This is a genomic window from Paenibacillus sp. MT124 (assembly GCF_058792755.1).
The window spans coordinates 5,466,667-5,491,615 of record NZ_CM179500.1; the positions used below are offsets into that span (position 1 = coordinate 5,466,667).

A 24,949-nucleotide genomic window follows, 5' to 3' on the forward strand; every position below is an offset into this window, starting at 1 on the left:
CGAACAAGTTTAAACTTAAATGTTTACAACCAATAACACGGCCAGAACAATAATGATAACAATGCACAGTCCGAGAACACCGTACAATAATGCTTTTGATGATATTTTCTTAGTATCTCCCATGTAGCTCTTCATCAACTTATTTAATACTGAGTCTGTATCCCCTTGATGTTTATATGGATCTGCATGTGGGGGAATCCGATACACAAGATTACCAGGAAGATCTTTCCGTATATCTTGAATGCTGATATTTTCAACAAATGGTACACAGTACACCCAGTTCGACTGATCCATCTTCTTATGTAGGTCTCTAAACCTTCTAATTTTCCCTTGTCGCCACTCACTACCAGCACCTAGGACAATATTAACGCTTGCTCTGTAGAACTCTTTGCTCCAGTCACTTTCTTCAAAGCTACCAATATCTAAAATTAAATAGTCATGACCTGCCGTGATTAGATGATTAATATCTAGCTTGTTGTTATTCTTGTAATACTCTACACCTTCAATAGAGAAGTGAATATTGTTGCTTTTGAAATCCTGAGTTCCTTCATATGCGTTCTCAATACTTGTAAAATCATTGGAACTATTAGCCTCTACAAGTCCTACCGAGTATCCTTTTCGTTTAAGATAGTTGGCAATCAGTATACTTTGATGAGTTGAACCTACCTTGGACTCGACACCCATTACCGCTACTAAAATTGTTCCAATGATTCTATCTTTCAGAACGATCCTCTCTTGAATTGGCACATCAGGAAGCTCCAGATCCATTACATCTGATGAGTCAAAACTACCTCCAGAGGTTAACTTAGCGGTATAGCGATAAATACGGTCCTTTATTTTTTCAAGCTCAGAATCTGTTGATTCCCAATCCGTTGATGGACTTCCTGTCCCCTCGCTTTGATTCGGCAATAGATTACGCAGGGCTGGAATAATAGATTTTGACTTCGTACCTGGGGAGGTGGTCACAACATTAATTCCCATATCTGCTAGTTCATGAACTATTCCATCATCCTCATAACGGTCAAGAGCAATGACTATAATTCTGGTATTTGGACGCACTGTTCGGTATTGACTAATTCCACGTAGAAAAGTCTGCGAGTCTGTACTATCCAAATCAGTAATAAAGGCACTTATATTGATCCTGGCTACAGCTTCACAAAACTCAATAAACTGTCCACTCTCAAAGCGGCCTACTTTCTCAAAACTAACATCTGTATTTCCTATGGCGTCATGTACTAAGGTAGAAGCTTTACTGGAAATGATAACCGCATTCAATGTGATTGCCTCCAATTAATCCGCTAATATTTTACTTTTATCTAGATCAAAGATTCTATTAAGTCCGCTTTGCTTCGTTCGAATAGCGCCTTCTTTCGCTTCAAGGATGTGATCATCCAAAGTAAACTCCGGTTTTATGTCGATGTAACCAATAAGAACAGCACTTGAGGCTTCTACATCGATCTTCATCTTTATTGAATTAGCCAAGTCAGCTAAGGAAACAGAAACATTAGTGATAAGGGCAACAATTGTATCGCCTTGATATCGTCCCGCAAACCCACTGCCCTCCAAAGCACGACCCACTGCTCTTCCCGCTCGCCTAAACGATTCCTCTGAGAAATCATGAGATGAATTTTGTATTTCTATGTAAATAACTCCTGCGTTTTTACCCCTTGATAAGGCTTGATTGGCCTGATGAATAAAATGTTTTTGTGTAAATAAGCCAGTTGCTTCATCCCGTGTTGAGTTGTATGTAGCAGCCTGCATAACTCCAATAATCTTTTCGAAGATCATTATGAATACAACAAAGCTAGCAAAAACACTAAAAACCAGACTCAATTCTGCCAACATCTCATATCCAGTGAAAGCACCCGACAAATGTAATAACAGCTGTATCGCAAAAAGAATTGTAACCATGAAGTATTTGGGGTTTATCCCGACATCCGGAAAAATTTTGATGAGTGTGTATAGTGTCACTCCAACAACGGAGAGAAATAATAAAAAAGAGCTCATTTGTACAGGGAGGAACAAAGACATTGCAGCAGTGATTAAAGTGAGAGCTGTTGCACCCATATGTACGAAAAGCTTGTCTGTGCGTTTAATATAGTACAGCCTAAATATTCCAATTTGAGTAACGACCATTCCGGCTGCATATAGAGATAAAAAAAACATATACGTGAACATGAGCTTTTGAGGTACTAATGCCATTCCCACGTTTGCAGGAACCATTAAAGAAAAAGCTCCTAAAAGTTTTAGATATGTCGGATTTCGCCATTTCCTATACATCAGTAAACCGATGAAAAATAAAACAATATTTATCATCAGCATGAACCCAAAAACTAACTTTTCCAGATCACCCATACAGCTAAACAACCCACTTTCTAGATATCATGTAAAATTCATGAATTTACTTTTCCAAATTTTCTTTTCTTTTTTTCCAACTATATTTAGAGTGGAATACAAACAAAATGATTCTTAATGCCTATATTATGGATAAATAAGTAACAGCAGATTAAATAATAGCCTTATTTCGGCAATTTTACAACATTTTTTTGTTTTTTTCACCCAAAAATACCCACGAATATAGTCCCTATTTTTCGCGGAAGTCCTAGTCATGCATAATACCCTTAAAATTAATTTCCTTTTTTATTTCCATTTGAATTTATTACTAGGTTTATAGGCTACTAGAAATTCAAAGTTTAAAAAGAAAGCTACCTGATCTAATGATCTGGTAGCTTAGGGTGTATATCTGTAATTATTTATAAACAACTTTGAGTTATGACTTCAACTGGGTCCCCAGCGTAATGCTCAGATCCTCGAAGTTCTCCACTGCCGTCTTCTTTTCATAAAAGTGCACCGCATGCTGCATTATACCTTCGCGTGTGTAGAACGCATCGCCTGATTCCAGAGGAAAGGTAACTTTCTCCCCCGTACTCGCGGATTTATAAATGCCTACAATCAGTTCAAGTGTATTCCGCCCACTCCGTCCATCCACCAGAAGCGGTGATCCGATCTCGATGGCGTTTAGCACATTCTCGACCTGACCAGCGTGACCGAAGTGAAGGACATCCGGTAACGCGTCAGCCTTCTGCTGTATCTGCTGTTCCAGCTCCGGATTTGGCTCTGGAAATCCATTACTACGTGCCGTTGAGGCAACCACTTTCCACGGTGCAGATACCCGGGCTTCTTTACCTTGAAAAATTAACTGCTGCTCTTCTCCGTGATGTACGACGGAACTCGTGATCATGCCAAGTGCCCCTTCACGGAACCGAAGCATGGCCATCGACACATCTTCCACTTCAGCATTATCATGCGATGTATTGGCCATCATGGCCTGCAGTTCCACGGGTGGACCCATCATCCAGAGCATGGCATCAATATGATGTACAGCATGATTAAGCGTACAGCCTCCGCCTTCTTTTTCCCACGTCCCACGCCACCATAGATCATAATAGTTATGACCCCGCCACCAGAATGAATCCACCTGAACATGTACTATCGGGCCCATCAGCTTACTGTCCAGCACGCCCTTAAGCTTCATCATCGGTGTAGTGAACCGATTCTGTGCCACGACCGACAGAAGTTTGCCGCTCTGTTCGGCTGCTTTCAGCATCTGGTCTGCTTCTTCCAGTGAGGAAGCCATCGGTTTTTCCACCAGCACGTTAGCACCGGCAAGTAAAAAGTCACATGCAATGGGAGCATGTGTATACGGCGGAGTACAGACAGAGACCACATCAATATTCTGGCTCAGCAATTCTTTATAATCCGCTACTGCCTGTGCATTCTCCAGTCCATGTTCATTAATTCGTTTCTGTGCTTTTTCAGGGTACATGTCAACCACAGCAACAATCTGACATCGATCGGGAAAGGCCAAATAGGCTGAGATATGTGCTCCACTAATTGCACCGGCTCCAATAATCGCTACCTTTAACATCTGAACATACCTCCCTTGTTCCTTTCACAATACACAATTATTAAGCGCTTTTATGCGTGTATCTTGTGTTAAAATAAAAGGATCTTGTGCTCATGTTGAGGGAGGAATAGGCATTGTCCATGTTAGACAAGGAGCAATTCGATCTGGCTTGCCGACGTACATCCACCACGACTTTTCGTGAAATATTTCATGCCCATGCCCAAATGGAAGTGACCTACATTCATGATGGGTATGGCCAGTTAATTACGGAAGGACAAGCTTTTCCGCTTAAACCGGGTACACTGATGATTTTCCGTCCTTTTCAGCTGCATCAGGTACAGATTCAGGTTACGGATGAGCATCCTTTTGTCCGTAGTGTACTTATGTATGATCTGGATGTGCTGAAGGAAACCTGGCGGTATTTTACGGCTACTCATCATTTTGTACAGGAGTTTCTGGGACAACCTTCACCTATTGCCCCTTTCACTCTTCCTTCTTCTTCCATGCTGGTGCAATCTATGGAACAGTTCGCGCAGATTCATCTCAACGGACTCCATGGAGAAGGAGAAGAGGAGGCTGCCCGGCTCTTTTTACTGAACCTGCTCGTACAGATTCAATACATATGGGAAGAAGACAAGCATGCCCTCTCCCAACCCGTGCGTCCAACCTTCAACAGTCTCCTTCATCCTCACGCTGAAGCCATCATGAAGTGGATTGAGGAGCATTACCATGAACCCTTTCAACTCAAAGATCTCGCTGCAGAACTGCACATTTCTCTTTATCATCTGTCTCATGTATTTAAAAAGGCCACGGGAACGACCATTGTCGCCTATACTCAAGCTACCCGTATTCGTCACGCTTGCGTATTACTTGCCCGTAATTCATACAGCGTCCCGGAAATCGGTCATCGTGTAGGCATGTCCACGCCCTCCTACTTCTGCAAAGTATTCCGTTCCGTTACAGGTACAACTCCGCATCAATATCGGCTGAACGTACAAGGGAGAGCATGAATTCATAATCCGTACACCCAAAAAAGCGAAGGAACATGCCCTCCGCCTTCACTCATTCATTTTTGGAACGATTGTATCCAAATCATATTTGAATGTCAGATTAAGGTTACAAGCCGTGTTCAGATTCTTCCCACTATTCCTTATTAGATTCCCTGATTTCAAGTCCTAGCTTCTCCAGATAGTTGTAGAGTTTCTCTCTGATCCGATCCAGCTCATCCTTCTGTTTTGCGGACAGTCGCTGCTCGTGAATCACACCATATTTGTCCGTCACTTGGTCTTCATACTGCTTCATCTGTTCATACAATAATTTAAACTCAACCCATTGCTCTTTATTAAATGTCTTTTCAGCCTGTGCCAGCTGCTCGTTCCAGAATTGATCTGGATCCAACAAGGTCTTCGATGAATCTTCTGATACGGTTTCCAGCTTTTCAAAAAGTGGTTCCAGTTCACTCTCGAGAAAGGCATATTGCTTTTGGTCTGCATCACTCCACTGTTCAGGATGCATTCTCCCTTGCTCGTCCGCGTGTTCTAGGGTCAATTGCCCCAGTTGTTTTAACAAATCCATATACTGAACAAATTCTTCTTGATTAAAATGGGCCTTGGCTGTCTGCAGCTTGGCTTCGAGCCTCGCGTATTCTTCTGGTGTTCCTCCCATGTTCGCGATATTCTCCTGTGAACCATAGATATCATCCGCTAAGTAGGTATATCCTGCATATGCTCCAGTAGGAACAACTAACACAGCGGTAAGCAGTGCGGCAACTATCCATTTATTTCGATTGCTTCGGCGATAGGGATAACTGCGTATCTTATCCAAAATCGCACCTTTGGTCCTTTCTGGAATTCCCCACTCTTCAGTCTCGTTCCTGTAGGCATGTCTTAACTGCTCATCAAGTTTCATGTAGTTCCTCCACCTTTCCTCCAAGTTCGGATCTCATCTTCTGTTTTTGGCGCAGCTTGGTCAGAGCAGCGTGAATCCGGGACTTAACTGTACCTAAAGGTATATCCAGAATTATTGCAATCTCCTCTTGCGTATGCTCGCTCAAATAGTGGAGAGTAATTACCTGCTGCAGCTTATACGGCAAACGGCGAACATGCTCTAGTAGAGGTCGATTGGCAAGCTTGTTAATCAGATCCCCGGCAAAATCAATTTCCATCCCCATGTCCATTCTCTCAACCCGTTGGTTGAACCGAAATTGCATTAATCTCCTGCGCCGATAATTCTGCACCTGTCGCATCGTAACTCCCATTAACCAAGGCCGAAAATCCCGATTTGAATCATACCGTTCCAACGACCGATATGCTTGAATGTATATCTCCTGCACCAGATCTTCAGCATCAGATGCATCTTTAATGAGAAAGCGAACCGTCCGATACACATCCGTTACCGTTTGCTCATACAATTCTCCATACGCCTCATCGTCACCAGCGCGAGTTAGCTCCACAAGTTCTATGTACTTTTCTTGCTCACTCATCCGCATCCCCTCTCCTCTTCACACTATATATTGGTATACGGGAAGGATTTCGTTCGATTTTTTTATTAACTTTCTATTTTATAACAAAAAAGCTCATCCCTATCTCTCACAGTAGGAATAAGCTTAATTTGTTTTTCTTGAATCCTTGTTCTATATCGTACTTACTATTTACCGATATATAAGCTAAACCATCCGCTGTCTCATCGCTTCGAACATCAAAATCGTAGCTGCCATTGCGGCATTCAACGATTCAGCTTGTCCCTGCATCGGTATCGTAATCGCGTCATCCACAAGCCTTGCCGTAGACTCGGATATCCCCTTGCCTTCATTGCCGATCACAAGCCAAACGGATTGAGTAAAATCATAGCTATAACACGAATACTCTGCCTGCAAAGAAGTACTTACGAGCTTCACGCCCGCTGCTTTCGCTTCCGGAAGCAAAGATTCGAGCTGCCCTTCCACAATGGGCAAATGAAACAAGGATCCCATCGTTGAACGAATCGTCTTCGGATTATACACGTCGGCAGAGCCTGCACCAAGCACCACACCGGCGGCTCCAGCTGCGTCAGCACTGCGAATGATTGTCCCCACATTACCTGGGTCCTGCACCCCATCCAGCACCACAACAAGCCCACGCTCTTCAGAGAGCAGGCTTTCCAGCCGCTCACGACCTTTACGAACAACGGCAAAAACAGGCTGCGGTGTCATCGTATCCGTACATTTGGCAATCACAGCCGGCGATACGCTGATCCATTCTATTCGCTGAAGCGGTCCTTCGAGTCCCGCCAGTTCAGTAGGCACACCTTGTTCCCCATCGTAGACAATGCATTCCAGATCAGCTTGCGCACGCAGCGCCTCCTGTACCAGGTGAATGCCTTCAATGATATATTTATGCTGACGGGTACGGTGCTTCTTCTCCAGCAGTTGTGCCCATTCCTTCACACGTGTATTTTGCGGTGATACGATATCCATCTTTCCATCCTTCCCGTCTGCCGTTCAATTTACTCCGGGTGACTCCGAGAGATCACTTCGGATAGGCGAGCTCCATTTTCGTCAAATGGTCTTTGTGGCCCACTATGATCAATACATCCCCAGCTTCAATCCGATCCTCGGCATACGGAGAGATATTCATGGAATTCCCGCTGCGAATTGCCATCACGTTACAACCGAAACGTGCACGAATGTTAAGCTCCAACAGGTTTTTACCAATCATTTGTTCGGAAGCTCTCATCTCCAAAATGCTGTAATCCTCAGACAACTCAATGTAATCCAGTATGTTAGGGGAGGTCAAATGATGGGCTACCCGGAGCCCCATATCCCGCTCAGGGTAAATGACCTTGTCCGCTCCAATCTTTTGCAGCACTTTACCATGCAGCTCATTCTGTGCCTTAACGATCAGAACCGGTACACCCATATCTTTCAAAATCAGGGTCGTCAAAATGCTCGCCTGAATATCTTCACCGATTGCCACAACGACAACGTCAAAATTTCGTATACCCAGCGCACGCAGCGCTTCTTCATCTGTTGAATCTGCCGATACAGCATGAGTCACCACATTGGACATTTCCTGGGTCCGCTGCTCGTCCGCATCAATTGCCAGTACGTCGAATCCCATACCACTCAGCGCATTGGCCACACTTGATCCGAACCGCCCCATGCCAATTACGGCATACTGTTTCTTAGCCATTAGGGTCTTAACCTCCCGCTGCACTTCAGCTCTTGCGCATCCTTTCAGATGTCAATGCTTACTTAAATATCCTTCGTAGTATACCACAAAGCCGGATAAACTTGAATGCGCTCACGCTTCCCAGGGAACAGTATAGGAGCAGCCGAATATACGAGGAGGGAATTGCGATGCCAATTACATTAAGCCTGCGTGAAGCGATTGTTCATAAAGTTCATGACAAAAGTGATGATCAGCTTCGGGAGATGATTGAAGGCTCTGTCGATGGACCGGAAGCCGCATTGCCTGGACTTGGCGCCATTTTCGAAATGATCTGGAAGAACACTGATTCTGCGAAGCAGGATGAGTTGATTCAAGTCGCGCAGGAGCATCTGCACACCATCCCCGTTCAACCGCTTCGCTAATCGAGGTATTGAAAGGGATCGGTAACCGTCATCACGTTTGTTCTGCCTGCAAAAGAAAGCTTTCCCTTATCCGGCTGGATCATACCTGCCATCGAAGTAAGGTGCAAAGCAACAGATCCCCCCGCCAAAAGGCGGAGGGATCTTTATCATTGCTGTATTACTGCCATTATTATAATGGCTTCATTTTAAGCTAAACTTATGGAGCTGTCTCAAGGAATTGAGCAGTCGGGTTTTTGTCCATTGCTGTTCTCATTGCGTACTCATTCTCGAACAGGACAACGTAATTCCCCTTTTTATCCTTCACCAGGGTAGAGTTAATCCGGAATTTGCTTGGATCCAGATTCTCGTCCACGATCCAGCGAGCAAACTGATAAGGCATACGCTGCAGCTGTACATCTACCCCATACTCGCCTTTCATCCGGTATTCAAATACCTCGAACTGGAGCTGACCTACAACACCAAGCAGTGTTTCATCGAAACTCACCGTGTTGAACACCTGGATTGTTCCTTCTTCCGTCAACTGGTCGATACCCTTTTGGTACTGTTTATGTTTCAGTGCATTTTTGACGGTTACTTTGGCAAAAATCTCTGGCGAGAAGGTTGGCATTTCATCAAATACAACCTCACTTCCCTGACTAAGTGAATCGCCAATCCGGAAAATACCCGGGTCAAATAATCCGATGATATCGCCAGCATATGCCTCTTCTACGATATCCCGATCCTGAGCCAGGAATTGCTGTGGTTGGGACAGCTTAATCTCTTTTCCCACACGGTTATGCTTAACACTCATCCCCCGTTGGAACTTACCAGACACGATCCGCAGGAACGCGATACGGTCGCGGTGTGCCGGGTTCATGTTTGCTTGGATTTTGAATACATATCCGCTGAATTTCTCATTCGTCGGCTCGATCTCACCCGCGGTGCTGTGACGCGGCTCAGGCTTGGGAGCCAGCTGCAGGAAGTTCTCCAGGAATGTCTGTACACCGAAGTTGTTGATGGCACTACCGAAGAATACCGGGGTCAGCTCACCACGTTGTACCTTCTCCATGTCGAATTGGTCTCCCGCTACATCCAGAAGCTCCAGATCCTGACACAGCTGATCATGAAGATATTCTCCCGCCATCTCGCGGATAATCGGATCTTCGTAGCCGTCTACTTTTTGCACTTTAATCGTGGAGTGATCGTCCCCTTGGAACAATTCCACCTGATTTTTCATCCGGTCATACACGCCGCACAGATCGCGTCCTGTACCAATTGGCCAGTTCATCGGTACGGAGCGAATACCCAGTACGTTTTCGAGCTCTTCCATCAGATCAAACGGGCTTTGTCCTTCACGGTCCAGCTTGTTGATGAACGTAAAGATTGGAATGCCGCGCTTCGCACAAACCTGGAACAGCTTGATGGTTTGTGCCTCGACACCTTTGGCCACGTCAATCAACATGACTGCACTGTCTGCAGCCGTCAGTGTACGATAGGTATCTTCACTGAAGTCCTGGTGACCCGGTGTATCCAGAATGTTTACACGATGACCCAGATAATCGAACTGCATGACGGAAGAAGTAACCGAGATCCCCCGCTGTTTCTCGATTTCCATCCAGTCACTTGTAGCGTGCTTGCTTGCTTTCCGCGCTTTGACCGTACCGGCGAGACGAATCGCGCCCCCGAACAGCAACAGCTTCTCGGTCAATGTGGTTTTACCCGCATCCGGGTGAGAGATAATGGCAAACGTCCGGCGTTTGTCCACTTCCTGTTGAAGAATGTTATCTGCTTTGCTCATAGGTTCTATCCCTTTCATCCGTTCATTCAACGTTAATTACCGGCCTGGCCGGTCTGATCTCAATCTTTTATGCAATCCGGCGATACCGGTTGATTGTTTCCTTCGATTTTTGCACATTAGGTTTAATTTTACACATTTACAACGGAGTTCATCCTCCCTATTCCTGTGCTGCTATAACAAACCGTTAACCTGCTTCTTACCCAACTCTCCTATTGTACCATAATCTTTACCGAAAATAACCGATTACCTGCAAAGGATTCTTCACTTTTCCAATCGCAAAAAAAGAGCACCTTTCAGCCAATAGATTGGCATCCAGGTACTCCTAATTCACGTTCCTAGCTTACTTAGAAAATCAATACATCAAGTGCGTATTGTCCTCCACCGGTCAGAGCCAACGCCACACCGATCACCAGGATCGCAAGATTATACTCAAATCCGTTTTGTGTAGACCAGTATCCATTCGCACCATGAACTTTCACAATCGCAATCACCATGGTCAGTGCAATCAGAATGCCACCAACTGGAGTCAGCAGACCCAGAGCCAGCAGCAAGCCGCCACCGAATTCCGCCAAACCTGCCAGCAGTGCAACGAGTGCACCAGGCTTCATCCCCATGGACTCAAACCATCCACCTGTACCCTTGATCCCATAACCCCCGAACCAACCAAACAATTTCTGTGCACCATGAGCCATAAACGACAAACCGATTACCAAACGAATCAACAAAAGTCCTACATCCAACATGTTTTTTTCCTCCATTCAAATAGTTACAAATTGGTATTCTTAGATTAAAGATATTATGCGAAAATTTTACTTCATGAATGTGATCGTAACCCCTTCACCTGGTTCAAATTTCATCTCATGAATAATCTATAGGTTCGAAGAGCTCCTTAGAACTCCTTCGTCCGTTTTTTCTTTTTGCGTAATTTCTTTAACTCTTGAGTTGAGTATAAGTTATTCACTTACTTTTTGTCAACAACTTATTTTTATTTATTTATTTCCTTATTATTCTTTTCTCTCTCCTATGCAAAAAAAGCCCGGAAGAACGCGCAATCACGTCCTATCCAAGGCTTCTTTACACCTGATTTAACTGGATTAGTTGTTCACTTGCCAAATAACACTGTCTTCGTCCTGCCCATTCACCGGCCACCAGTGGAAACCATCCTGCTCCAGCAGCTTCCCTGTCGCTTCCGGTCCCCATGTACCTGCAGGATACGTATGCAGTTCTCCATGATTTCCAGCCCATGCGGAAGCAATACGGTCGACAAAAGACCATGCCGTCGCCACTTCATCCCAGCGGGTGAAGTACGTGGAATCCCCTTCTGCTGCATCATGCAGCAGACGCTCGTATGCTTCTGGCGAGTTGATTCCGATCATACAGCTCTGACAGAAGTCCATTGCGAGCGGCTGAATTTCGGAGTCCGAGCCCGGTTTCTTGGCATTGATTTTAATATAGATGCCTTCCATCGGATTCACCCGAATGACGAGCAGATTCGGTTCCAGTTTATATTTTTTGCCCAGATATACATTGTTCGGCATGGACTTGAATTCAACCACAATCTCGGTCGTTTTCACCGGCAGACGTTTGCCTGTCCGAATGTAAAAAGGTACACCCGCCCAGCGGAAGTTATCCACGAATACACGCGCAGCAAAATAAGTCTCGGTATTCGACTCCGGATCAACCTTGTCCTCCTGCCGATATCCCGGAAGCTGTTTTCCACGGTACTCCCCTTCCGTATACTGTCCACGGACAACGTTATTGCTCACTTCTTCATCGGACGTAAATGGTCGCAAGGAACGCAGCACCTTAACCTTCTCATCCCGAATATCCTCAGGAAATAGACGGCTTGGCGGCTCCATGGCAATCATTGTCAGCATCTGAAGCATATGATTCTGCCCCATATCCCGCAGGGCACCGGAATGATCGTAGTAACCCCCACGTTCCTCCACACCAACGGTCTCACCAAGCGTGATTTGAACATTCGCAATATGTTTGTTATTCCAGAGCGGCTCAAAAAATGCATTACCAAAGCGAATCACTTCAATATTCTGCACCATTTCCTTGCCCAGATAATGGTCAATCCGATAGATTTCCTCTTCACGGAACACCTCGCGGATCTGCTCATTCAACTGCTCGGCAGACTGCAGATCATACCCGAACGGCTTCTCAATGACAAGCCGGTTCCAGCCTCGGCTCTCCAGCATTCCGCCATCACGTAAACTATAAGAAACACTGCCGAACAGCTCTGGAGCCAGTGCCAGATAAAACAGCCGGTTGCCTGGCGTGTTAAACTTCGCTTCCAGACCTTCTGTTTGATCCCGTAACTCTCTGAAGCCATCCACGTTATTAATATCAAGAGATTTATACTCAAAATGTTCGACAAACGCATTCCACTCATCAGGGTCACCTGCCGGATAGCGGCAGAACTCTTTAATGGATTCATGAATGTCTTCCCGGAATTGTTCTGGTGTCCTCGGACGTCTGGCTACACCAATAACCGCAAAGTCTTCGGCTAGCTTGCCTTCGCGGTAAAGACTATAGATTGCCGGAAACAGCTTCCGGCGGGCCAAATCACCCGTTGCTCCAAAAATGAAAAATACTGCGCCTGGCGTCTGCACTTCATCTCGCATTTGTTTTTCGACCATGGGCTCCTCTTCCTTCCGGGAAGACTCTTTCTCTGCTCTTCCCGAGCTATGTAATGGTGTTATATATGCACAACATACAACCGACAATTACCAGTAGCTTCCTCTTGGATGTGATGCCATTTTAGCATATTGCCTGAAGGGTTGCACTAATTTTCCTGATAAAGGAACCCTTATTCCTCCAAACATTTCTCTGAAAATTCATCTATAAATATTCATGATCAAGCCTATAAATTCACCTAATATTATTTCAATATTCTATAGTGATTACGGGAAAACCTAACGTAATACGATTACTTCCCTTATCGTGGTCCTGATGTACAGCAATCTGCATGTTCAGAATATCCGAGCCACTCTGGATGGCAGTCGGAAGCTCAGGGACACTGTAGGACACGCTTGCTGTGTTGTCATCCGTATAACGCTCAGCTGCATGCATACCCAGCCGGCCAGACAGCTTAGCCTCTGTCTCTTCTAAATGATTGCTAACCGATACATCGGTTGTTCCTGTGCCCTGAACGGCAAGGTTCCATGTTGCTTCCACCTCAGAATTTGCAAGCAGCTGATCTACCTGTTCATGCAAAGAAACGAGCTCGCTTAATTCAGTGGAACGATTACCCGCCAACTGTACAATAACATAGTATCCGTTCTCTCCTGTCACGACGGCATTTACCAATATGCCTGCACGACTTCCTTCAGCCTGAATCTCACTGCGATATACATCATGACCTGTCTGGCTTCCCAAAACCGGTCGCGGCAGTCCCAATTGCTCCGACAAGCGTGCTGCTTGTTCCTCTGCACTCCCTGTCCCTTGTCCCTGCCATTTGATAATCATGCGTTCCATCTGATCCATTGCTGCGTTCGAAGTATGTATCAACTGTTCCAATTTCTCACCTTCTGACTCGTTTCTCTCTGCATACGCCGTCGTCATACCTATAACAATAATAAGTGCCAAAGCCACTATACCTGCAGACATCCAACGATTTAACATGGTTATCCTCCGCTCTCTCTTTCGTTCTATGAATCTATCAACAGCATGCCCCCTTTCCCCATTTGCTAAACTTCTTGGACATCACAAAAAAGGCCCGTTCCACCATGTGCATGGTAGAGCAGACCTTTCCACTTGCCTATCTATGCTATTCAAATTCGTTAAGTACATTTACTTGTTCAATGAATAATGCTAATTAAAGTCGCTCACATTACAGTCTTCTTACTCTGCTAGACCATTTTTATAGGCATAGATGGCTGCCTGTGTCCGGTCGTCCACACCAAGTTTGGCCAGGATATTCGTTACATGGAACTTGACTGTTTTGATACCGATAATCAGATCATCGGCTATATCCTGATTGGACTTGCCCTTCGCGAGTAAACGAAGCACATCCATCTCCCGGTCAGTAAGCTCCTCATGAGCCGGGGCTGCTGCCTGAGGCTGCCGGAATCGATTCATCATTTTGGAGGCTACCTGCGATTCCAGAACCGATTGTCCACGTGCCGCAGCACGAATGGCATCTGCCACTTCATTGGCTCTTGATGTCTTTAACAGATAGCTGAAGGCGCCTGCCTCAATAACAGGATACATTTTTTCATCATCCAGGTAACTGGTTAGCACAATGACTTTGCATTCCGGATACATTTTGAGCAGCTGCCGGGTAGCCTCGATCCCGTCCATACCTTCCATGACTAGATCCATCAGAACAACGTCCGGCTTATATTCCTGTGCCAGTCGAATGCCTTCCTCACCACTTCCCGCTTCACCCACAACCTCGATTCCGTCCTCCGTATCGAGCACGGCCGCGAGGCCGATCCGTACCATTTCATGGTCATCCACGAGCAACACTTTGATCGACGTTTCCGTCTCCGTTTCTACTTCCGGTTCCATTGACATGTTCTTCCTCACTTTCATCGCTCATCAAAGGTATCGTTATCTCAATTCGTGTTCCCTTGCCTGGTGCCGTTACAAATTGAATGGCTCCCCCGATCTCCGTAACACGTTCCCGCATGTTGGCCAGACCATAGGAAGCCTGCTTCTGGTCATCCAGATCGAAGCCCTGACCATCATCACGAATAAGCACACGAATCGCATCGGTCCGGCGCTGCAGCCGAATCTCCATTTTTTCTGCCTTGGCATGGCGCAGTGTATTGGACATCGCTTCCTGAATTATTCGGAACAGATGATTCTCAATGCCTTTGACCAAATGGATATCTTCATCCATCTCAAGCACAATGTCCATGGGTACTTTGGTTTTTAATTCCATGACAAGATCTTTCAGGCCCTGTTCTAAATGTTTACCTTCCAGATAAACCGGTCGCAAATGCAGAAGCAATGCCCGCATCTCGGATTGGGCTACCGAAGCCATCTCCTCAATCAACGCCACCTGCCGCTGGGCACGTGCAAAGTCCTTTTCCATCTTTCGTCCAACCGCTGTGGCAGTCATCGAAATGGCAAACAACTGCTGGGAAACGGCATCATGCAGCTCTCGTGCCAATCGCTGCCGCTCTTCCACAATTGCCGTTATTCTGGCTTGCTCTGCGAGCTGTGCATTGTTGGTCGATAATCGTTGCAGTGAGGTAACCTGATCTTCCCACTTCTTCCCGATCCGCCCGAGCTGTTCGCTTAAACGGCCTACATCGTCAATTCCCAGATCGGGTACGGTGCGCGATAGAGATCCCTTTTCCCATTGTAGAAGGGTTTCCCGCAGCAATTCAAGCCTGCGTTTGACCCGGTAACTTTGATAAAAGCCAAAAGACGCTCCGATGCCTATTAGCAATAAAACCAGCGCTAAGCCAGACTGAATCAGATGCCTCCATCCAGCAAACGGAGCAAGATAACCATATGTATACAGCACATATAAGATAACAGCGAGCACAATGAAAACAAGGAGGATCCCTTCACCCATACTTCGGGTTACCATGTCGGTATGTCGTTTTGTCTTCAACCGGGTCTCCTCCTTTTTTCACTTATTGATTTATTACGGATTACGAATGCTTAGGTCGCCAACAATATAAGAAATAACAAATTTTGCTTTATGTTCACTGGTTTCATAGCCAGGCGTTCTCCATATCAACTTGTTCATCATGCCACTGTCTTTTTCCCCATTCAGACTAATTCGTCCAAACATGACCGAAGCCTCAATCTCTACTCCGTAATCCTCAGGCAGTGTCAAACGAACATTTCCCATAACCCCTTGTAACAATACAATGGTCTGTTTTTCTTCCGGAATGGAGAGAGACAGATCTGCATTGACTTCACCAATAGCGTGCCATAAGCTCATGCTTCGTAACGTCCAAGGCACCTGGTCCCAGTAATAGCGGGCCAAAAAATTCTGTTTGCGCATGACATCGCCATGCAGATGCATCTTTTTGTTTTTGGAATAAAAATAGGCTAGTGAAGCCAGTACAATTAAAAATACAATCATCAGGTTCCCAAGCAGCAGAAGACATCCACCAATCGCCAAGTAGCGGTGACCTTTGTGCGTATCTCCTTTACGAACCTGGACCATTCCAATCGTTAACAGGATCAGTGCGGCAGCTGTCAGCAGATTAATATGCTGATTCAATAGCATGATTATACCGATAATAATGATCGCAAATGCAAGCCATTGTTCTTTTTTGTTCATCTCTGCCGCACCTCCTCTGCAAGTTGATTTTCCCTATTCGTTGGAAAAGCCATACCAGGCGATAATGACCTGTATGGCTTAACCTTTGTTCTACAAACCGTTCTTTATTCACGATTTATAGAATATCATATTGTCTGCTGAGCGAACAGTTATTCTTTAGAAGTGCCGCCTGTTTCATTTTTTGATCCATTGCCCAGTTTGTTCTTCAGGGCTTGCAGTTGTTGATCTACTTTGAATTGTTTTTCAACATCTACAGGATTGGTATACGTAGATTGTGTGTTCCGGTAAGGAGCACGGGATACGTCTGCTTCAGCTTCCAGCTGCATGATTTTCTCTTCCATACGATGGAATCCAAGCGATGCACTACCACTTTCGATTGAATGCAGGCTGTTGATGGAAGACATTTGCTTTTTGGCTTTGGCCATTTGGGCACGGGATACGAGCTCATTGCGTTTGTTACGCATTTTGTAGAACTCGTCTTTCATGTCATGGAGCTGTTGCAACAAGTCTTTGGCTTGTGCTTCAGATTGTGCGTGCAGTTCACTGTACTCCGTAATTTTTTGATCAAAGTAGATTTTCTCTTCCAGCAATTTGCGAGCTACTTCTTCCTGTCCATTAGCAAGCGCAGCTTCAGCTTGGGACTCGCGTTGTACTGAAGTACGCTCCGCTTCGTCCAGGCGCTGCTTCATGCGACGCTCATTAGCCATTTGTTTGGCTACTGTTACTTCAGCCTCATGGATTTCTGCCTCCATGTCACGCAAATACTGGTTCAACATTACAATCGGGTCTTCCACTTTATCCAACATATCGTTTACCGACGCTTTAGTCATATCCTTAATCCGTTTAAATACTCCCATTTTACTTTTCTCCCTTCTCGTAACGAGATAATTTTTGGCGAAGCTCTTCAACTTCTTTTTTCAATGCTTTTTTCTCAATATCTTTCATCATGGAATCCAGTTCACTCTCTTGAGGTGCACCTGCTCCATAGCTGTTATTATCGTAAGAACGTGGGCCCGAATTAGGTCTGTTATTGTAACCTGGGCCGGGACCGAAGCCACCGTGACCTTGATTGTTGCCCCGGAAAGGTCCTCTGTTCGGGTCGTGATCATAGCTGTTGTATCCTCTGCCAGGACCGGGACCAGGACCTGGACCGTAACCGTACGGGTCATAAGGTGGAAATGGTTCTTTCGGTACCACCAGGGCTGCGATAAAGTAGATTAACAACGCTGTGCCGCCTGTTACAAAGATACTGATGACGAAGATGATCCGCAGCAGCGTGGAGTCCATTCCGATGGATTCGGATATCCCGCCGATCAAACCTGTTAGCATCCGGTCACGCGTTGAGCGGTATAATTTGCTCATGTGCTTACTCCTTTCGTTTACTTATATCCTGTTACGGAATCATATCCGTATGGATCTGCAGGATAGGGTTCCTTCGGCACCACTAATGCAGCGATGAAGTAGATCAGCAATGATGTACCCCCCGTAGCGAAAATACTGATGAAGAAGATGAGACGCAGCAGCATCGAACTAAAACCAAGATTCTCAGAGATGCCGCCGATCAAACCTGTCAGCCTTCGGTTACGCGTCGAGCGGTATAATCTATTCATGTGACTACTCCTTCCTTTCATTGTTCAGCTTCTGCTTCAGGCGCTCAAGCTCTTTATCCAAGGTAGAGGAGGACATGCTGCCTGCTGTTCCTGAACCATCCTGGCTCATGCGGCGAATGTCTCTCAGACTCTGTGCCTCATATTCAAGATCAGAGACTTGGTCGTCCAGGCGATTGAACATTCGAGGTACATTCTGATTATTGTAGTGACCTCTTTGATTCATTCGTTGCTGCAATTGAATGGTTTGCATACGAGCGTAGTAATATTGACGTTTGCTGTACACATTCTGATACTCCACTTTCAGCTGGTCAATCTGTTCATCAAGTTCCTGTAATGCTGCATTGCTCTGGGCATACAGTTCATTGTATTGTTCCATCTTTTCTTCATGGAGAATTTTCTCCTGCAGGGCAAGTTTCGCAAGATGCTCTTCTCCTGCTTTCAGAGCCATTGAAGCCTGCTCTTCACGTTTGTGCACCATACTTGCTGCCTGGTCGGCTTGCTGCTTCATCTGTCTAGTATGGCTTGCATATTGATGACGAAGCTTCTCGGCTTCGCCAATGTCTTGGCGGGTCGAGACCAGAAACTGATCAATCAGTTTGACTGGATCCTGACTTTGCTCCAGATGTTCATTTAATGTAGCTACGGTAATATCCCGCATTCGACGAAATACACTCATTATGTTCTGTCCTCCTTTTCAAGATCGTGATCATTTAGTAGCGGCCATGACGACTGCGATTGTTGCTGAGCATCGAGACACCGAAGATGATTAATCCGATGGCGATGATTGGTCCGATCAACCAAGCCAGTTTACCCATCAGTGACAAGATACCGATGATCAAGACGATCCAGCCCAGCATTACATTTCCTCGTTTAACCCCGTAGTAACCAAGTGCAATCATCAGAATCGGAATCAGATACCCCATCAGGTGTCCAAGAAGCGGAGTTAACTTTCCGAAAAGGATGAGAGCTCCCAGCGCAATCAGAACAATCGCCCAGCCATTTCCCTTATTCCATCTCATAATTTTTTCACCACCCTTTCGGTTTGTATTTTGATTTGTTTATTTGCTCGTTTGTGTTTGTTGTTTCTTGTTCAACCTTATGTCTTTATTCTAGGGGAAACGGGGACTTTTCAAAACAGACCGCGGACGGTTTTTCATCCTAGACTCAGGTCGGGGATCGTGTGGGACCTCCGTCTGTCCTTGCATCAGACCTCTGTCGACTTACAATGAGCTTGAGATTGGGATGCTTCATATCCCCTTATCCGACTTGAGAGTCTTTAACCTCATCTGAGCTTGCAAGCGCCATTGATATGATCTGCCCTTAAGCCTTATGTACGTTTACAAAAGGAATTCGTTTCCCCCGAATGATGTACGGTTGAATGAAAAGCTCTTCTTAACCCGAAACGTAAATACTTTTTTATCCATATAAACAAATTTATGTTGTTATTAATGTAAGCGTTTACTAAAATAGAAGCAGTATTGATCCTAATTCTTAAGTTAGGAGTGGGGGCTGTGCGGTCCATCAGTTATCTTCATAAAATGATCTTGTTTGGCATTCTGCTTAGTACCTTGCCTATTCTGCTGGCCGGAATAGCGGCAATTCTGTATTCCATGAATCAAACGGAGCTGCATCGCATGCAAACGAATAAACAACTTCTTTTATACATGCAGACGAGCGTCGAGCATAAGCTTAACACCGTCAGTTATATGCTGGATCAGGCGACTCGCTCTCCTATTACACTTCAGTCCCTTTCAGCCACACTTCCAGGTACATTAACGACAGCAAACCAGCTTCAATCCGAATTTCAACATATGCGATCCTGGGAGCCCTTAATGGATATTACGCTAGTTAACGAGGGTCAGGATTGGCTGGTCGATCATGCGGGGTTATATCTTAACACGGACTTCCCTTTGGCTCTTCCCATGCGAGATTTGTTGTCCAAAACCCTGACCTCTGGCTGGCAGCTGATTCCATCATCTGTATTTAAGCATAATGAACAGGATTTCCCGTCCGGATGTAACTATCATATCGTACTCGGCAGATCCATCTCGCTTATGAATGCACCCGCTGACTCGGCTATAATTGGTGGAATTCCTGCATGCTCATTGCATCATTCTATTGTATCTGAATCTGTTGACATGGATATGTCTGCTTCAGAATTGATTATTGTGAACCGGGAACAGCGCATTCTTGTTCACCCCGATCCTATGTATATTGGACAACCATTATCGGCAATGAACATAGAAGATAGTGAATCTAAAATGGACATGAGCGAATTGCTCTCTCCGAACACGTCTGCTGCTTCAAAGGAATACCACGAGGTTCGATTTGCTGATACGGAATATTCCTTAACCTTCGCTAAGACACCGTTAAAGGGATGGACTTATATTTTAATTACACCCATGAATGCCCTATCCCAAGAGTATGTTGAGATTGGACTGTATACCTTGTCTGTCGGCGTAATACTCCTTCTACTCTCCATATTAATGGTATGGTTAGGTTCAAGGCGTTTGCATATCCCCATACGGAACCTGCTATCGCAGCTAGGAATTACTGACAGAGTTTTATCAAATCAGAAACTGCAACAATCCTTTTTACCATCTCAAGATGAATTCGAGCAGATCAAAACCCATATTACCCAGCTTTCAGCTTCTCGATCCCAGATGGAGTATAAATTAAATCAATACGTTTTGCAGACACGCACTCAGTATATGATAAATATGCTTCAAGGTAAGTGCACGCCCGGCATGCTGCACCAAAACTTGAGCGAACTAGGCTACAAAGATCACCTTATCGAGTGGCAACAAATAGCCGTATTGACCCTACAGATCGATTTAGCAAGTCAAACGAAATATGATCATCACGATCTCGATCTCCTGTTATTTGCCGTTCAGAATATAGTGGAGGAATCCATCGATAAGGATCGACAACTCCTTCCGCTCATTGTGGAACAGACTGTAGTAACCGTAATAGGTTCTATCAAAATGGACAACTCTGTATTTTCAAATGAATTTTACGAAATAACTGAGCTGCTGCATCATCGAGTGAGTGAAGTTTTGAATCTTCAGCTGAATATCCGTTTCAGTCAACCATACTCTTCCTTTTCAGAAATACACCTGGCTTATATTGAAGCCATGAAGCTTTTGCAGCAGCAGACCATATCAGGAGCTAGCGTCAAACAAAATGAGGAAGCCTCAATTTACTCTTCCTTGTGGACGCTACCTTACCCTGAGTCCCTCGAATATCGTCTTATGCAATCGATTCAATCTGCAGATGAGGCAGAAGCTTCCGTACTATTACAACAGTTGCTCCAGCGTGTGTATCATATGGAATGGACCGAGGAAGAATACCAGGTTGCTTTAACTCGATTATTGATGCACATATTACAAATGATGCAGGAATCGGGTATACGACTTGGACAGATCTCTTCAGGGTACAGCCCAATGATTAACGAACTGCTCGCTCTGCAAACGGCTGCCGATATCGAGCAATGGTTTATTTACCGTATCATTAGACCGGTTATTGGCATTTTCAGAGAAAGGCAATATGCACAGCATCAGCAGATATCGGAAAGAATGATTGCCATCATCCATCAGGAATACGATACCGATCTGACACTCGAAGAGTGTGCTTGTAGGCTCCATTATAACGCGAGCTATTTGAGTACTGTGTTCAGCAAAGAAACAGGCTACGCATTCAGTGAATATTTGTCACAGTATCGGTTCAAGATGGCCCGAAAGTGGTTGGATGAAACCGAGCTAACCATTAAGGATATTGCTGCTCGGCTACGTTACAACAACCCGCAAAACTTTATCCGTTCATTTCGAAAATGGGAGGGAATTACTCCAGGTCAGTACCGGAAACGTAGACAGAAGCCTCTTCGCTCTTCCATGAAATAATGGTTTGTAATAACGAATGAAAAAGGAGCAGAAGGTCTGCTCCTTTTAATGATTCGGGCATGGTTTATTTCTTATTTTATTGCTTAGCTTCTTTCTTACGAACAATCTTCATATTCTGTTGGTCCAGCTGAATTAGTATTTTTCCGAACCTGCCGCCACGTAGGAAGTTAACCACGCCATCTGGATAGGCACTTCGGATATAGTGCTCAGCCTTGTATAGTGAGTCTGTGTCCGTAGGCAATCCATAGGTGTTTAGCCATTCCTGTAGATGATCTACAACTTGCTGAACAGGCATCTCAATGGTGTTGACTTCATTAGTAATTAACGACGTATACGCGTAACCCTTCAAGAATAGCAGCTGTTGTATGTATCCCATATCTCCCGAACGGTAAGGCGGATTAACATGAAGTACCTCTTTAAATTCGTCTATTAACGTATGCACTCTCGGGCCGGCCATAGCACTGATATAAACGTATTTGCGTGCACTTTGAATTGCCTGTTCAACGGTTTCCCAATCAGACATTGCGGGGCACATGGAAGCAAAGGCAAAATCATATTTCTGTTCCCAACCTTTCTCCTGAATCGATATTTCTTCAAACCGTTCAGAGACAATCTCGATTTTAGATTCTAATGTATTCGGGATTGTCTCTTTCATCAAAGAAACAAGCAGTTCAGAAGGTTCGACTGCAGTGACAGTTGCCCCCTTTTCTGCAAAAGGAATAGTAAAGATGCCTGAAGCCGCTCCAATGTCCAAAATGGATAACTCACTAAAGTCCACGCCTTGATTCTCAATCCAGCTCATGATACGCTCGGAACGCTTCTTACCTTCTTCTGTGAAGGATTGATAATGATAGTCTCGTGCCCAGCGTTCGAATGCTTCTTCCGTTTCGAATGGCGCACTCTTTTTCTTATATCTTGGATTCCTCTGCCGCTGCTTCCAAGCCTCTTCCCAGATCGATAGATCAAATAATAGTTCCGAATAATTAACTGAATTGTTCTCCTCAGACACTTTTTGCTCAAGCATTTCGTTTCACTCCGTTCTATGTAATAAAATTGAAAGTTCACCAGAAAGGATCTTCTCTTTTTAAACCAACAAAAGTATCTCAACACTGTTTAGCCAATATCACAATGGATTCATATCGCAGACTTTATTTATCTACAATATATTTAATTTATTTATACGTCAACCTCATATATTGACTATTCATCAATTGCGAGAACTAAAGTAATAAAAATAACCCTGTGAATTGTCTAAGCAATCCACAGGGTTATACGTTATACCGGCGAGAGGACTCGAACCTCCACGGTTTCCCACTCGATTTTGAGTCGAGCGCGTCTGCCATTCCGCCACGCCGGCATATCATGTTGTAGTATATTTTTAGTAAATATACTGGAGGCGCCACCCAGATTCGAACTGGGGATAAAGCTTTTGCAGAGCTGTGCCTTACCACTTGGCTATGGCGCCATATTTTTGGAGCGGACGACGGGAATCGAACCCGCGACCCTCGCCTTGGCAAGGCGATGCTCTACCGCTGAGCCACGTCCGCAAAATGGCTGGGGATATAGGATTTGAACCTATGCATGACGGAGTCAAAGTCCGTTGCCTTACCGCTTGGCTAATCCCCAATAAAAACAAAGGGGCGATCGAGGGGAATTGAACCCCCGAATGCCGGATCCACAAACCGGTGCGTTAACCACTTCGCCACGATCGCCATATGCGTTATTACTTAAAAAAGTTAATTGGCAGGGGCAGCAGGAATTGAACCCACACCAACGGTTTTGGAGACCGTTGTTCTACCTTTAAACTATGCCCCTAAAAACTGGTGGAGGATGATGGATTCGAACCACCGAACCCGTAAGGGAGCAGATTTACAGTCTGATGCGTTTGGCCACTTCGCTAATCCTCCATAGTGGTGCCGGCGAGAGGACTTGAACCCCCAACCTACTGATTACAAGTCAGTTGCTCTACCAGTTGAGCTACACCGGCGTATTAAGTTGTAGTGATAATGGTGGCTCGGGACGGAATCGAACCGCCGACACGAGGATTTTCAGTCCTCTGCTCTACCGACTGAGCTACCGAGCCATAATAAAGTCTAATCATGAACGTTGCACTTTATCCAGGGCGTCGGTGCCATATAACAGATTTAGTGAACAGATTCCTCATGTAGGGTAAAAATGGCGGAACCGACGGGATTCGAACCCGCGATCTCCTGCGTGACAGGCAGGCATGTTAGGCCAACTACACCACGGTTCCAGATCACTTTCTGCAAAGAAAGTATAATTGCGGGGGCAGGATTTGAACCTGCGGCCTTCGGGTTATGAGCCCGACGAGCTACCGGGCTGCTCCACCCCGCGTCGTTATAAAAGTTATATGGTGGAGGCTGAGGGGCTCGAACCCCCGACCCTCTGCTTGTAAGGCAGATGCTCTCCCAGCTGAGCTAAGCCTCCGAACAACACATTTATGATCTTAACATAAAACTGTTGTTAAAATCAACCTCTTTTTTTGAGGTGAAATTAGTGACCCGTAGGGGATACTCTCACCTCGTTCGAGACTGCGTAGCAGTTGCTAACGATGATTATCCTCCGACGAACCTTTGGGATTCTCATCCCCTTGATGCTTTAGAAGTAAAGCTATGACCCGTAGGGGATTCGAACCCCTGTTACCTCCGTGAAAGGGAGGTGTCTTAACCCCTTGACCAACGGGCCCTACTATGGCGGAGAGAGAGGGATTCGAACCCTCGAGACGCTTGTGGCGCCTACACGATTTCCAATCGTGCTCCTTCGGCCAACTCGGACACCTCTCCATATGGCTCCCCGAACAGGACTCGAACCTGTGACAACTCGATTAACAGTCGAGTGCTCTACCAACTGAGCTATCAGGGAATATTACTCAGAGATCATTCTCTGAAAACTAGATCCGAAACGAAATT

General features: G+C 45.3%; 23 protein-coding genes and 15 tRNA genes. 3 read left to right on the plus strand and 35 right to left on the minus strand.

All coding sequences use genetic code 11. From position 1 onward, the window contains the following. Positions 1-15: 15 nt before the first annotated feature. The 3 genes from AC3RCI_RS24675 to AC3RCI_RS24685 form a co-directional block, all read right to left on the minus strand. Positions 16-1,275 carry a hypothetical protein gene (locus AC3RCI_RS24675; protein WP_390587413.1) on the minus strand — a complete coding sequence of 420 codons (1,260 nt, stop codon included), beginning with the start codon at positions 1,273-1,275 and terminating at the stop codon, positions 16-18. Positions 1,276-1,290: 15 nt separating this feature from the next. Next, the gene (locus AC3RCI_RS24680; RefSeq protein ID WP_492526799.1) at positions 1,291-2,355 is read right to left on the minus strand and encodes a nucleotidyl cyclase domain-containing protein; all 1,065 of its coding nucleotides are present in this window, start codon (positions 2,353-2,355) and stop codon (positions 1,291-1,293) included. A gap of 415 nt (positions 2,356-2,770) precedes the next feature. Continuing rightward, entirely contained in the window at positions 2,771-3,928 is a 1,158-nt protein-coding gene (locus AC3RCI_RS24685; RefSeq protein WP_492526801.1) for a Gfo/Idh/MocA family protein, read from the minus strand. Positions 3,929-4,047: 119 nt separating this feature from the next. On the opposite strand from AC3RCI_RS24685, the gene AC3RCI_RS24690 reads away from it, so the two are divergent. Continuing rightward, on the plus strand, positions 4,048-4,917 hold the full coding sequence (locus tag AC3RCI_RS24690; protein ID WP_492530001.1) for an AraC family transcriptional regulator: 870 nt from the start codon (positions 4,048-4,050) through the stop codon (positions 4,915-4,917). Positions 4,918-5,050: 133 nt separating this feature from the next. On the opposite strand, the gene AC3RCI_RS24695 is transcribed toward AC3RCI_RS24690, so the two are convergent. From AC3RCI_RS24695 to AC3RCI_RS24710, 4 genes are all read right to left on the minus strand, one after another. Continuing rightward, the gene (locus AC3RCI_RS24695) at positions 5,051-5,815 is read right to left on the minus strand and encodes a DUF3600 domain-containing protein (RefSeq protein WP_492526803.1); all 765 of its coding nucleotides are present in this window, start codon (positions 5,813-5,815) and stop codon (positions 5,051-5,053) included. Then, positions 5,805-6,389 (minus strand): sigma-70 family RNA polymerase sigma factor, encoded by a 585-nt coding sequence (locus AC3RCI_RS24700; protein WP_492526804.1) that lies wholly within the window; start codon positions 6,387-6,389, stop codon positions 5,805-5,807. The genes AC3RCI_RS24695 and AC3RCI_RS24700 overlap by 11 nt, the downstream gene beginning before the upstream one ends. A gap of 183 nt (positions 6,390-6,572) precedes the next feature. After that, positions 6,573-7,361, minus strand: a complete 789-nt coding sequence (locus AC3RCI_RS24705) for a TrmH family RNA methyltransferase (RefSeq protein WP_492526805.1) — start codon at positions 7,359-7,361, stop codon at positions 6,573-6,575. A gap of 52 nt (positions 7,362-7,413) precedes the next feature. After that, positions 7,414-8,076, minus strand: a complete 663-nt coding sequence (locus AC3RCI_RS24710; RefSeq protein WP_127538885.1) for a potassium channel family protein — start codon at positions 8,074-8,076, stop codon at positions 7,414-7,416. A 167-nt stretch (positions 8,077-8,243) separates the two neighbouring features. Between AC3RCI_RS24710 and sspI the strand changes: the two genes are divergently transcribed. Further along, entirely contained in the window at positions 8,244-8,477 is a 234-nt protein-coding gene (gene sspI, locus AC3RCI_RS24715) for a small acid-soluble spore protein SspI (protein ID WP_095292206.1), read from the plus strand. A gap of 196 nt (positions 8,478-8,673) precedes the next feature. On the opposite strand, the gene AC3RCI_RS24720 is transcribed toward sspI, so the two are convergent. The 12 genes from AC3RCI_RS24720 to AC3RCI_RS24775 all read right to left on the minus strand — a co-directional run bounded on the left by AC3RCI_RS24720 (position 8,674) and on the right by AC3RCI_RS24775 (position 19,139). Further along, on the minus strand, positions 8,674-10,254 hold the full coding sequence (locus tag AC3RCI_RS24720; protein WP_095292207.1) for a peptide chain release factor 3: 1,581 nt from the start codon (positions 10,252-10,254) through the stop codon (positions 8,674-8,676). Positions 10,255-10,598: 344 nt separating this feature from the next. Further along, on the minus strand, positions 10,599-10,997 hold the full coding sequence (locus tag AC3RCI_RS24725; RefSeq protein WP_492472052.1) for a DoxX family protein: 399 nt from the start codon (positions 10,995-10,997) through the stop codon (positions 10,599-10,601). Between the two features lie 351 nt (positions 10,998-11,348). Further along, positions 11,349-12,899, minus strand: coding sequence for a glucose-6-phosphate dehydrogenase (gene zwf, locus AC3RCI_RS24730; protein ID WP_127538883.1), 1,551 nt, complete (start codon positions 12,897-12,899; stop codon positions 11,349-11,351). A gap of 247 nt (positions 12,900-13,146) precedes the next feature. After that, complete coding sequence (locus tag AC3RCI_RS24735; RefSeq protein ID WP_492474358.1) at positions 13,147-13,884, minus strand: YwmB family TATA-box binding protein; 738 nt, start codon at positions 13,882-13,884, stop codon at positions 13,147-13,149. Between the two features lie 219 nt (positions 13,885-14,103). Next, a complete protein-coding gene (locus AC3RCI_RS24740) occupies positions 14,104-14,772 on the minus strand; it encodes a response regulator transcription factor (protein ID WP_095292211.1) in 669 nt (222 codons plus the stop codon). After that, positions 14,714-15,829: a sensor histidine kinase gene (locus tag AC3RCI_RS24745; protein ID WP_153979925.1), complete on the minus strand. Its 1,116-nt coding sequence runs from the start codon at positions 15,827-15,829 to the stop codon at positions 14,714-14,716. Before AC3RCI_RS24745 ends, AC3RCI_RS24740 begins: the two co-directional genes overlap by 59 nt. Positions 15,830-15,862: 33 nt before the next feature. Beyond that, a complete protein-coding gene (gene liaF / locus AC3RCI_RS24750) occupies positions 15,863-16,510 on the minus strand; it encodes a cell wall-active antibiotics response protein LiaF (RefSeq protein WP_127538880.1) in 648 nt (215 codons plus the stop codon). A 149-nt stretch (positions 16,511-16,659) separates the two neighbouring features. Continuing rightward, positions 16,660-17,367: a PspA/IM30 family protein gene (locus AC3RCI_RS24755; RefSeq protein WP_095292215.1), complete on the minus strand. Its 708-nt coding sequence runs from the start codon at positions 17,365-17,367 to the stop codon at positions 16,660-16,662. Position 17,368: 1 nt separating this feature from the next. Next, positions 17,369-17,872, minus strand: coding sequence for a PspC domain-containing protein (locus AC3RCI_RS24760; RefSeq protein WP_127538878.1), 504 nt, complete (start codon positions 17,870-17,872; stop codon positions 17,369-17,371). Between the two features lie 17 nt (positions 17,873-17,889). Continuing rightward, positions 17,890-18,120 (minus strand): PspC domain-containing protein, encoded by a 231-nt coding sequence (locus AC3RCI_RS24765; RefSeq protein ID WP_095292218.1) that lies wholly within the window; start codon positions 18,118-18,120, stop codon positions 17,890-17,892. Positions 18,121-18,124: 4 nt separating this feature from the next. Beyond that, entirely contained in the window at positions 18,125-18,796 is a 672-nt protein-coding gene (locus AC3RCI_RS24770; protein ID WP_110756943.1) for a PspA/IM30 family protein, read from the minus strand. A gap of 34 nt (positions 18,797-18,830) precedes the next feature. Continuing rightward, positions 18,831-19,139, minus strand: coding sequence for a LiaF transmembrane domain-containing protein (locus AC3RCI_RS24775; RefSeq protein ID WP_336783114.1), 309 nt, complete (start codon positions 19,137-19,139; stop codon positions 18,831-18,833). A 492-nt stretch (positions 19,140-19,631) separates the two neighbouring features. On the opposite strand from AC3RCI_RS24775, the gene AC3RCI_RS24780 reads away from it, so the two are divergent. Beyond that, positions 19,632-22,019, plus strand: a complete 2,388-nt coding sequence (locus AC3RCI_RS24780) for a helix-turn-helix domain-containing protein (protein WP_492526806.1) — start codon at positions 19,632-19,634, stop codon at positions 22,017-22,019. A 76-nt stretch (positions 22,020-22,095) separates the two neighbouring features. On the opposite strand, the gene AC3RCI_RS24785 is transcribed toward AC3RCI_RS24780, so the two are convergent. From AC3RCI_RS24785 to AC3RCI_RS24860, 16 genes are all read right to left on the minus strand, one after another. Continuing rightward, a complete protein-coding gene (locus AC3RCI_RS24785) occupies positions 22,096-23,043 on the minus strand; it encodes a class I SAM-dependent methyltransferase (protein WP_492526808.1) in 948 nt (315 codons plus the stop codon). 254 nt (positions 23,044-23,297) lie between these two features. Further along, positions 23,298-23,376: transfer RNA gene (locus tag AC3RCI_RS24790), tRNA-Leu, on the minus strand. A gap of 34 nt (positions 23,377-23,410) precedes the next feature. Beyond that, positions 23,411-23,484: transfer RNA gene (locus tag AC3RCI_RS24795), tRNA-Cys, on the minus strand. Between the two features lie 7 nt (positions 23,485-23,491). Next, a tRNA-Gly gene (locus AC3RCI_RS24800) sits at positions 23,492-23,566 on the minus strand. 4 nt (positions 23,567-23,570) lie between these two features. Continuing rightward, positions 23,571-23,645, minus strand: a tRNA-Gln gene (locus tag AC3RCI_RS24805). A 13-nt stretch (positions 23,646-23,658) separates the two neighbouring features. Further along, positions 23,659-23,731: transfer RNA gene (locus AC3RCI_RS24810), tRNA-His, on the minus strand. Positions 23,732-23,760: 29 nt separating this feature from the next. Then, positions 23,761-23,834, minus strand: a tRNA-Trp gene (locus AC3RCI_RS24815). A gap of 6 nt (positions 23,835-23,840) precedes the next feature. After that, positions 23,841-23,926: transfer RNA gene (locus AC3RCI_RS24820), tRNA-Tyr, on the minus strand. A 4-nt stretch (positions 23,927-23,930) separates the two neighbouring features. Beyond that, a tRNA-Thr gene (locus AC3RCI_RS24825) sits at positions 23,931-24,006 on the minus strand. Positions 24,007-24,026: 20 nt separating this feature from the next. Further along, positions 24,027-24,102, minus strand: a tRNA-Phe gene (locus tag AC3RCI_RS24830). Positions 24,103-24,195: 93 nt separating this feature from the next. After that, a tRNA-Asp gene (locus AC3RCI_RS24835) sits at positions 24,196-24,273 on the minus strand. Between the two features lie 27 nt (positions 24,274-24,300). Then, positions 24,301-24,374, minus strand: a tRNA-Met gene (locus tag AC3RCI_RS24840). A 17-nt stretch (positions 24,375-24,391) separates the two neighbouring features. Beyond that, positions 24,392-24,467: transfer RNA gene (locus AC3RCI_RS24845), tRNA-Val, on the minus strand. Between the two features lie 186 nt (positions 24,468-24,653). Continuing rightward, positions 24,654-24,725: transfer RNA gene (locus AC3RCI_RS24850), tRNA-Glu, on the minus strand. Positions 24,726-24,731: 6 nt separating this feature from the next. Continuing rightward, positions 24,732-24,823 (minus strand) — tRNA-Ser (locus AC3RCI_RS24855). A gap of 3 nt (positions 24,824-24,826) precedes the next feature. Then, a tRNA-Asn gene (locus tag AC3RCI_RS24860) sits at positions 24,827-24,902 on the minus strand. Between the last annotated feature and the right edge of the window lie 47 nt (positions 24,903-24,949).

What these genes read in the sequence shown, in the direction of transcription:
- AC3RCI_RS24710 (WP_127538885.1), bottom strand. Translation starts at nt 8,076, where the DNA reads ATGGCTAAGAAACAGTATGCCGTAATTGGCATGGGGCGGTTCGGATCA.
- AC3RCI_RS24720 (WP_095292207.1), bottom strand. Translation starts at nt 10,254, where the DNA reads ATGAGCAAAGCAGATAACATTCTTCAACAGGAAGTGGACAAACGCCGG.
- AC3RCI_RS24735 (WP_492474358.1), bottom strand. Translation starts at nt 13,884, where the DNA reads ATGTTAAATCGTTGGATGTCTGCAGGTATAGTGGCTTTGGCACTTATT.
- AC3RCI_RS24685 (WP_492526801.1), bottom strand. Translation starts at nt 3,928, where the DNA reads ATGTTAAAGGTAGCGATTATTGGAGCCGGTGCAATTAGTGGAGCACAT.
- AC3RCI_RS24785 (WP_492526808.1), bottom strand. Translation starts at nt 23,043, where the DNA reads ATGCTTGAGCAAAAAGTGTCTGAGGAGAACAATTCAGTTAATTATTCG.
- AC3RCI_RS24690 (WP_492530001.1), top strand. Translation starts at nt 4,048, where the DNA reads ATGTTAGACAAGGAGCAATTCGATCTGGCTTGCCGACGTACATCCACC.
- AC3RCI_RS24725 (WP_492472052.1), bottom strand. Translation starts at nt 10,997, where the DNA reads ATGTTGGATGTAGGACTTTTGTTGATTCGTTTGGTAATCGGTTTGTCG.
- AC3RCI_RS24760 (WP_127538878.1), bottom strand. Translation starts at nt 17,872, where the DNA reads ATGAGCAAATTATACCGCTCAACGCGTGACCGGATGCTAACAGGTTTG.
- AC3RCI_RS24705 (WP_492526805.1), bottom strand. Translation starts at nt 7,361, where the DNA reads ATGGATATCGTATCACCGCAAAATACACGTGTGAAGGAATGGGCACAA.
- sspI (WP_095292206.1), top strand. Translation starts at nt 8,244, where the DNA reads ATGCCAATTACATTAAGCCTGCGTGAAGCGATTGTTCATAAAGTTCAT.
- AC3RCI_RS24775 (WP_336783114.1), bottom strand. Translation starts at nt 19,139, where the DNA reads ATGAGATGGAATAAGGGAAATGGCTGGGCGATTGTTCTGATTGCGCTG.
- AC3RCI_RS24740 (WP_095292211.1), bottom strand. Translation starts at nt 14,772, where the DNA reads ATGGAACCGGAAGTAGAAACGGAGACGGAAACGTCGATCAAAGTGTTG.
- liaF (WP_127538880.1), bottom strand. Translation starts at nt 16,510, where the DNA reads ATGAACAAAAAAGAACAATGGCTTGCATTTGCGATCATTATTATCGGT.
- AC3RCI_RS24755 (WP_095292215.1), bottom strand. Translation starts at nt 17,367, where the DNA reads ATGGGAGTATTTAAACGGATTAAGGATATGACTAAAGCGTCGGTAAAC.
- AC3RCI_RS24770 (WP_110756943.1), bottom strand. Translation starts at nt 18,796, where the DNA reads ATGAGTGTATTTCGTCGAATGCGGGATATTACCGTAGCTACATTAAAT.
- AC3RCI_RS24765 (WP_095292218.1), bottom strand. Translation starts at nt 18,120, where the DNA reads ATGAATAGATTATACCGCTCGACGCGTAACCGAAGGCTGACAGGTTTG.
- AC3RCI_RS24695 (WP_492526803.1), bottom strand. Translation starts at nt 5,815, where the DNA reads ATGAAACTTGATGAGCAGTTAAGACATGCCTACAGGAACGAGACTGAA.
- AC3RCI_RS24700 (WP_492526804.1), bottom strand. Translation starts at nt 6,389, where the DNA reads ATGAGTGAGCAAGAAAAGTACATAGAACTTGTGGAGCTAACTCGCGCT.
- zwf (WP_127538883.1), bottom strand. Translation starts at nt 12,899, where the DNA reads ATGGTCGAAAAACAAATGCGAGATGAAGTGCAGACGCCAGGCGCAGTA.
- AC3RCI_RS24680 (WP_492526799.1), bottom strand. Translation starts at nt 2,355, where the DNA reads ATGGGTGATCTGGAAAAGTTAGTTTTTGGGTTCATGCTGATGATAAAT.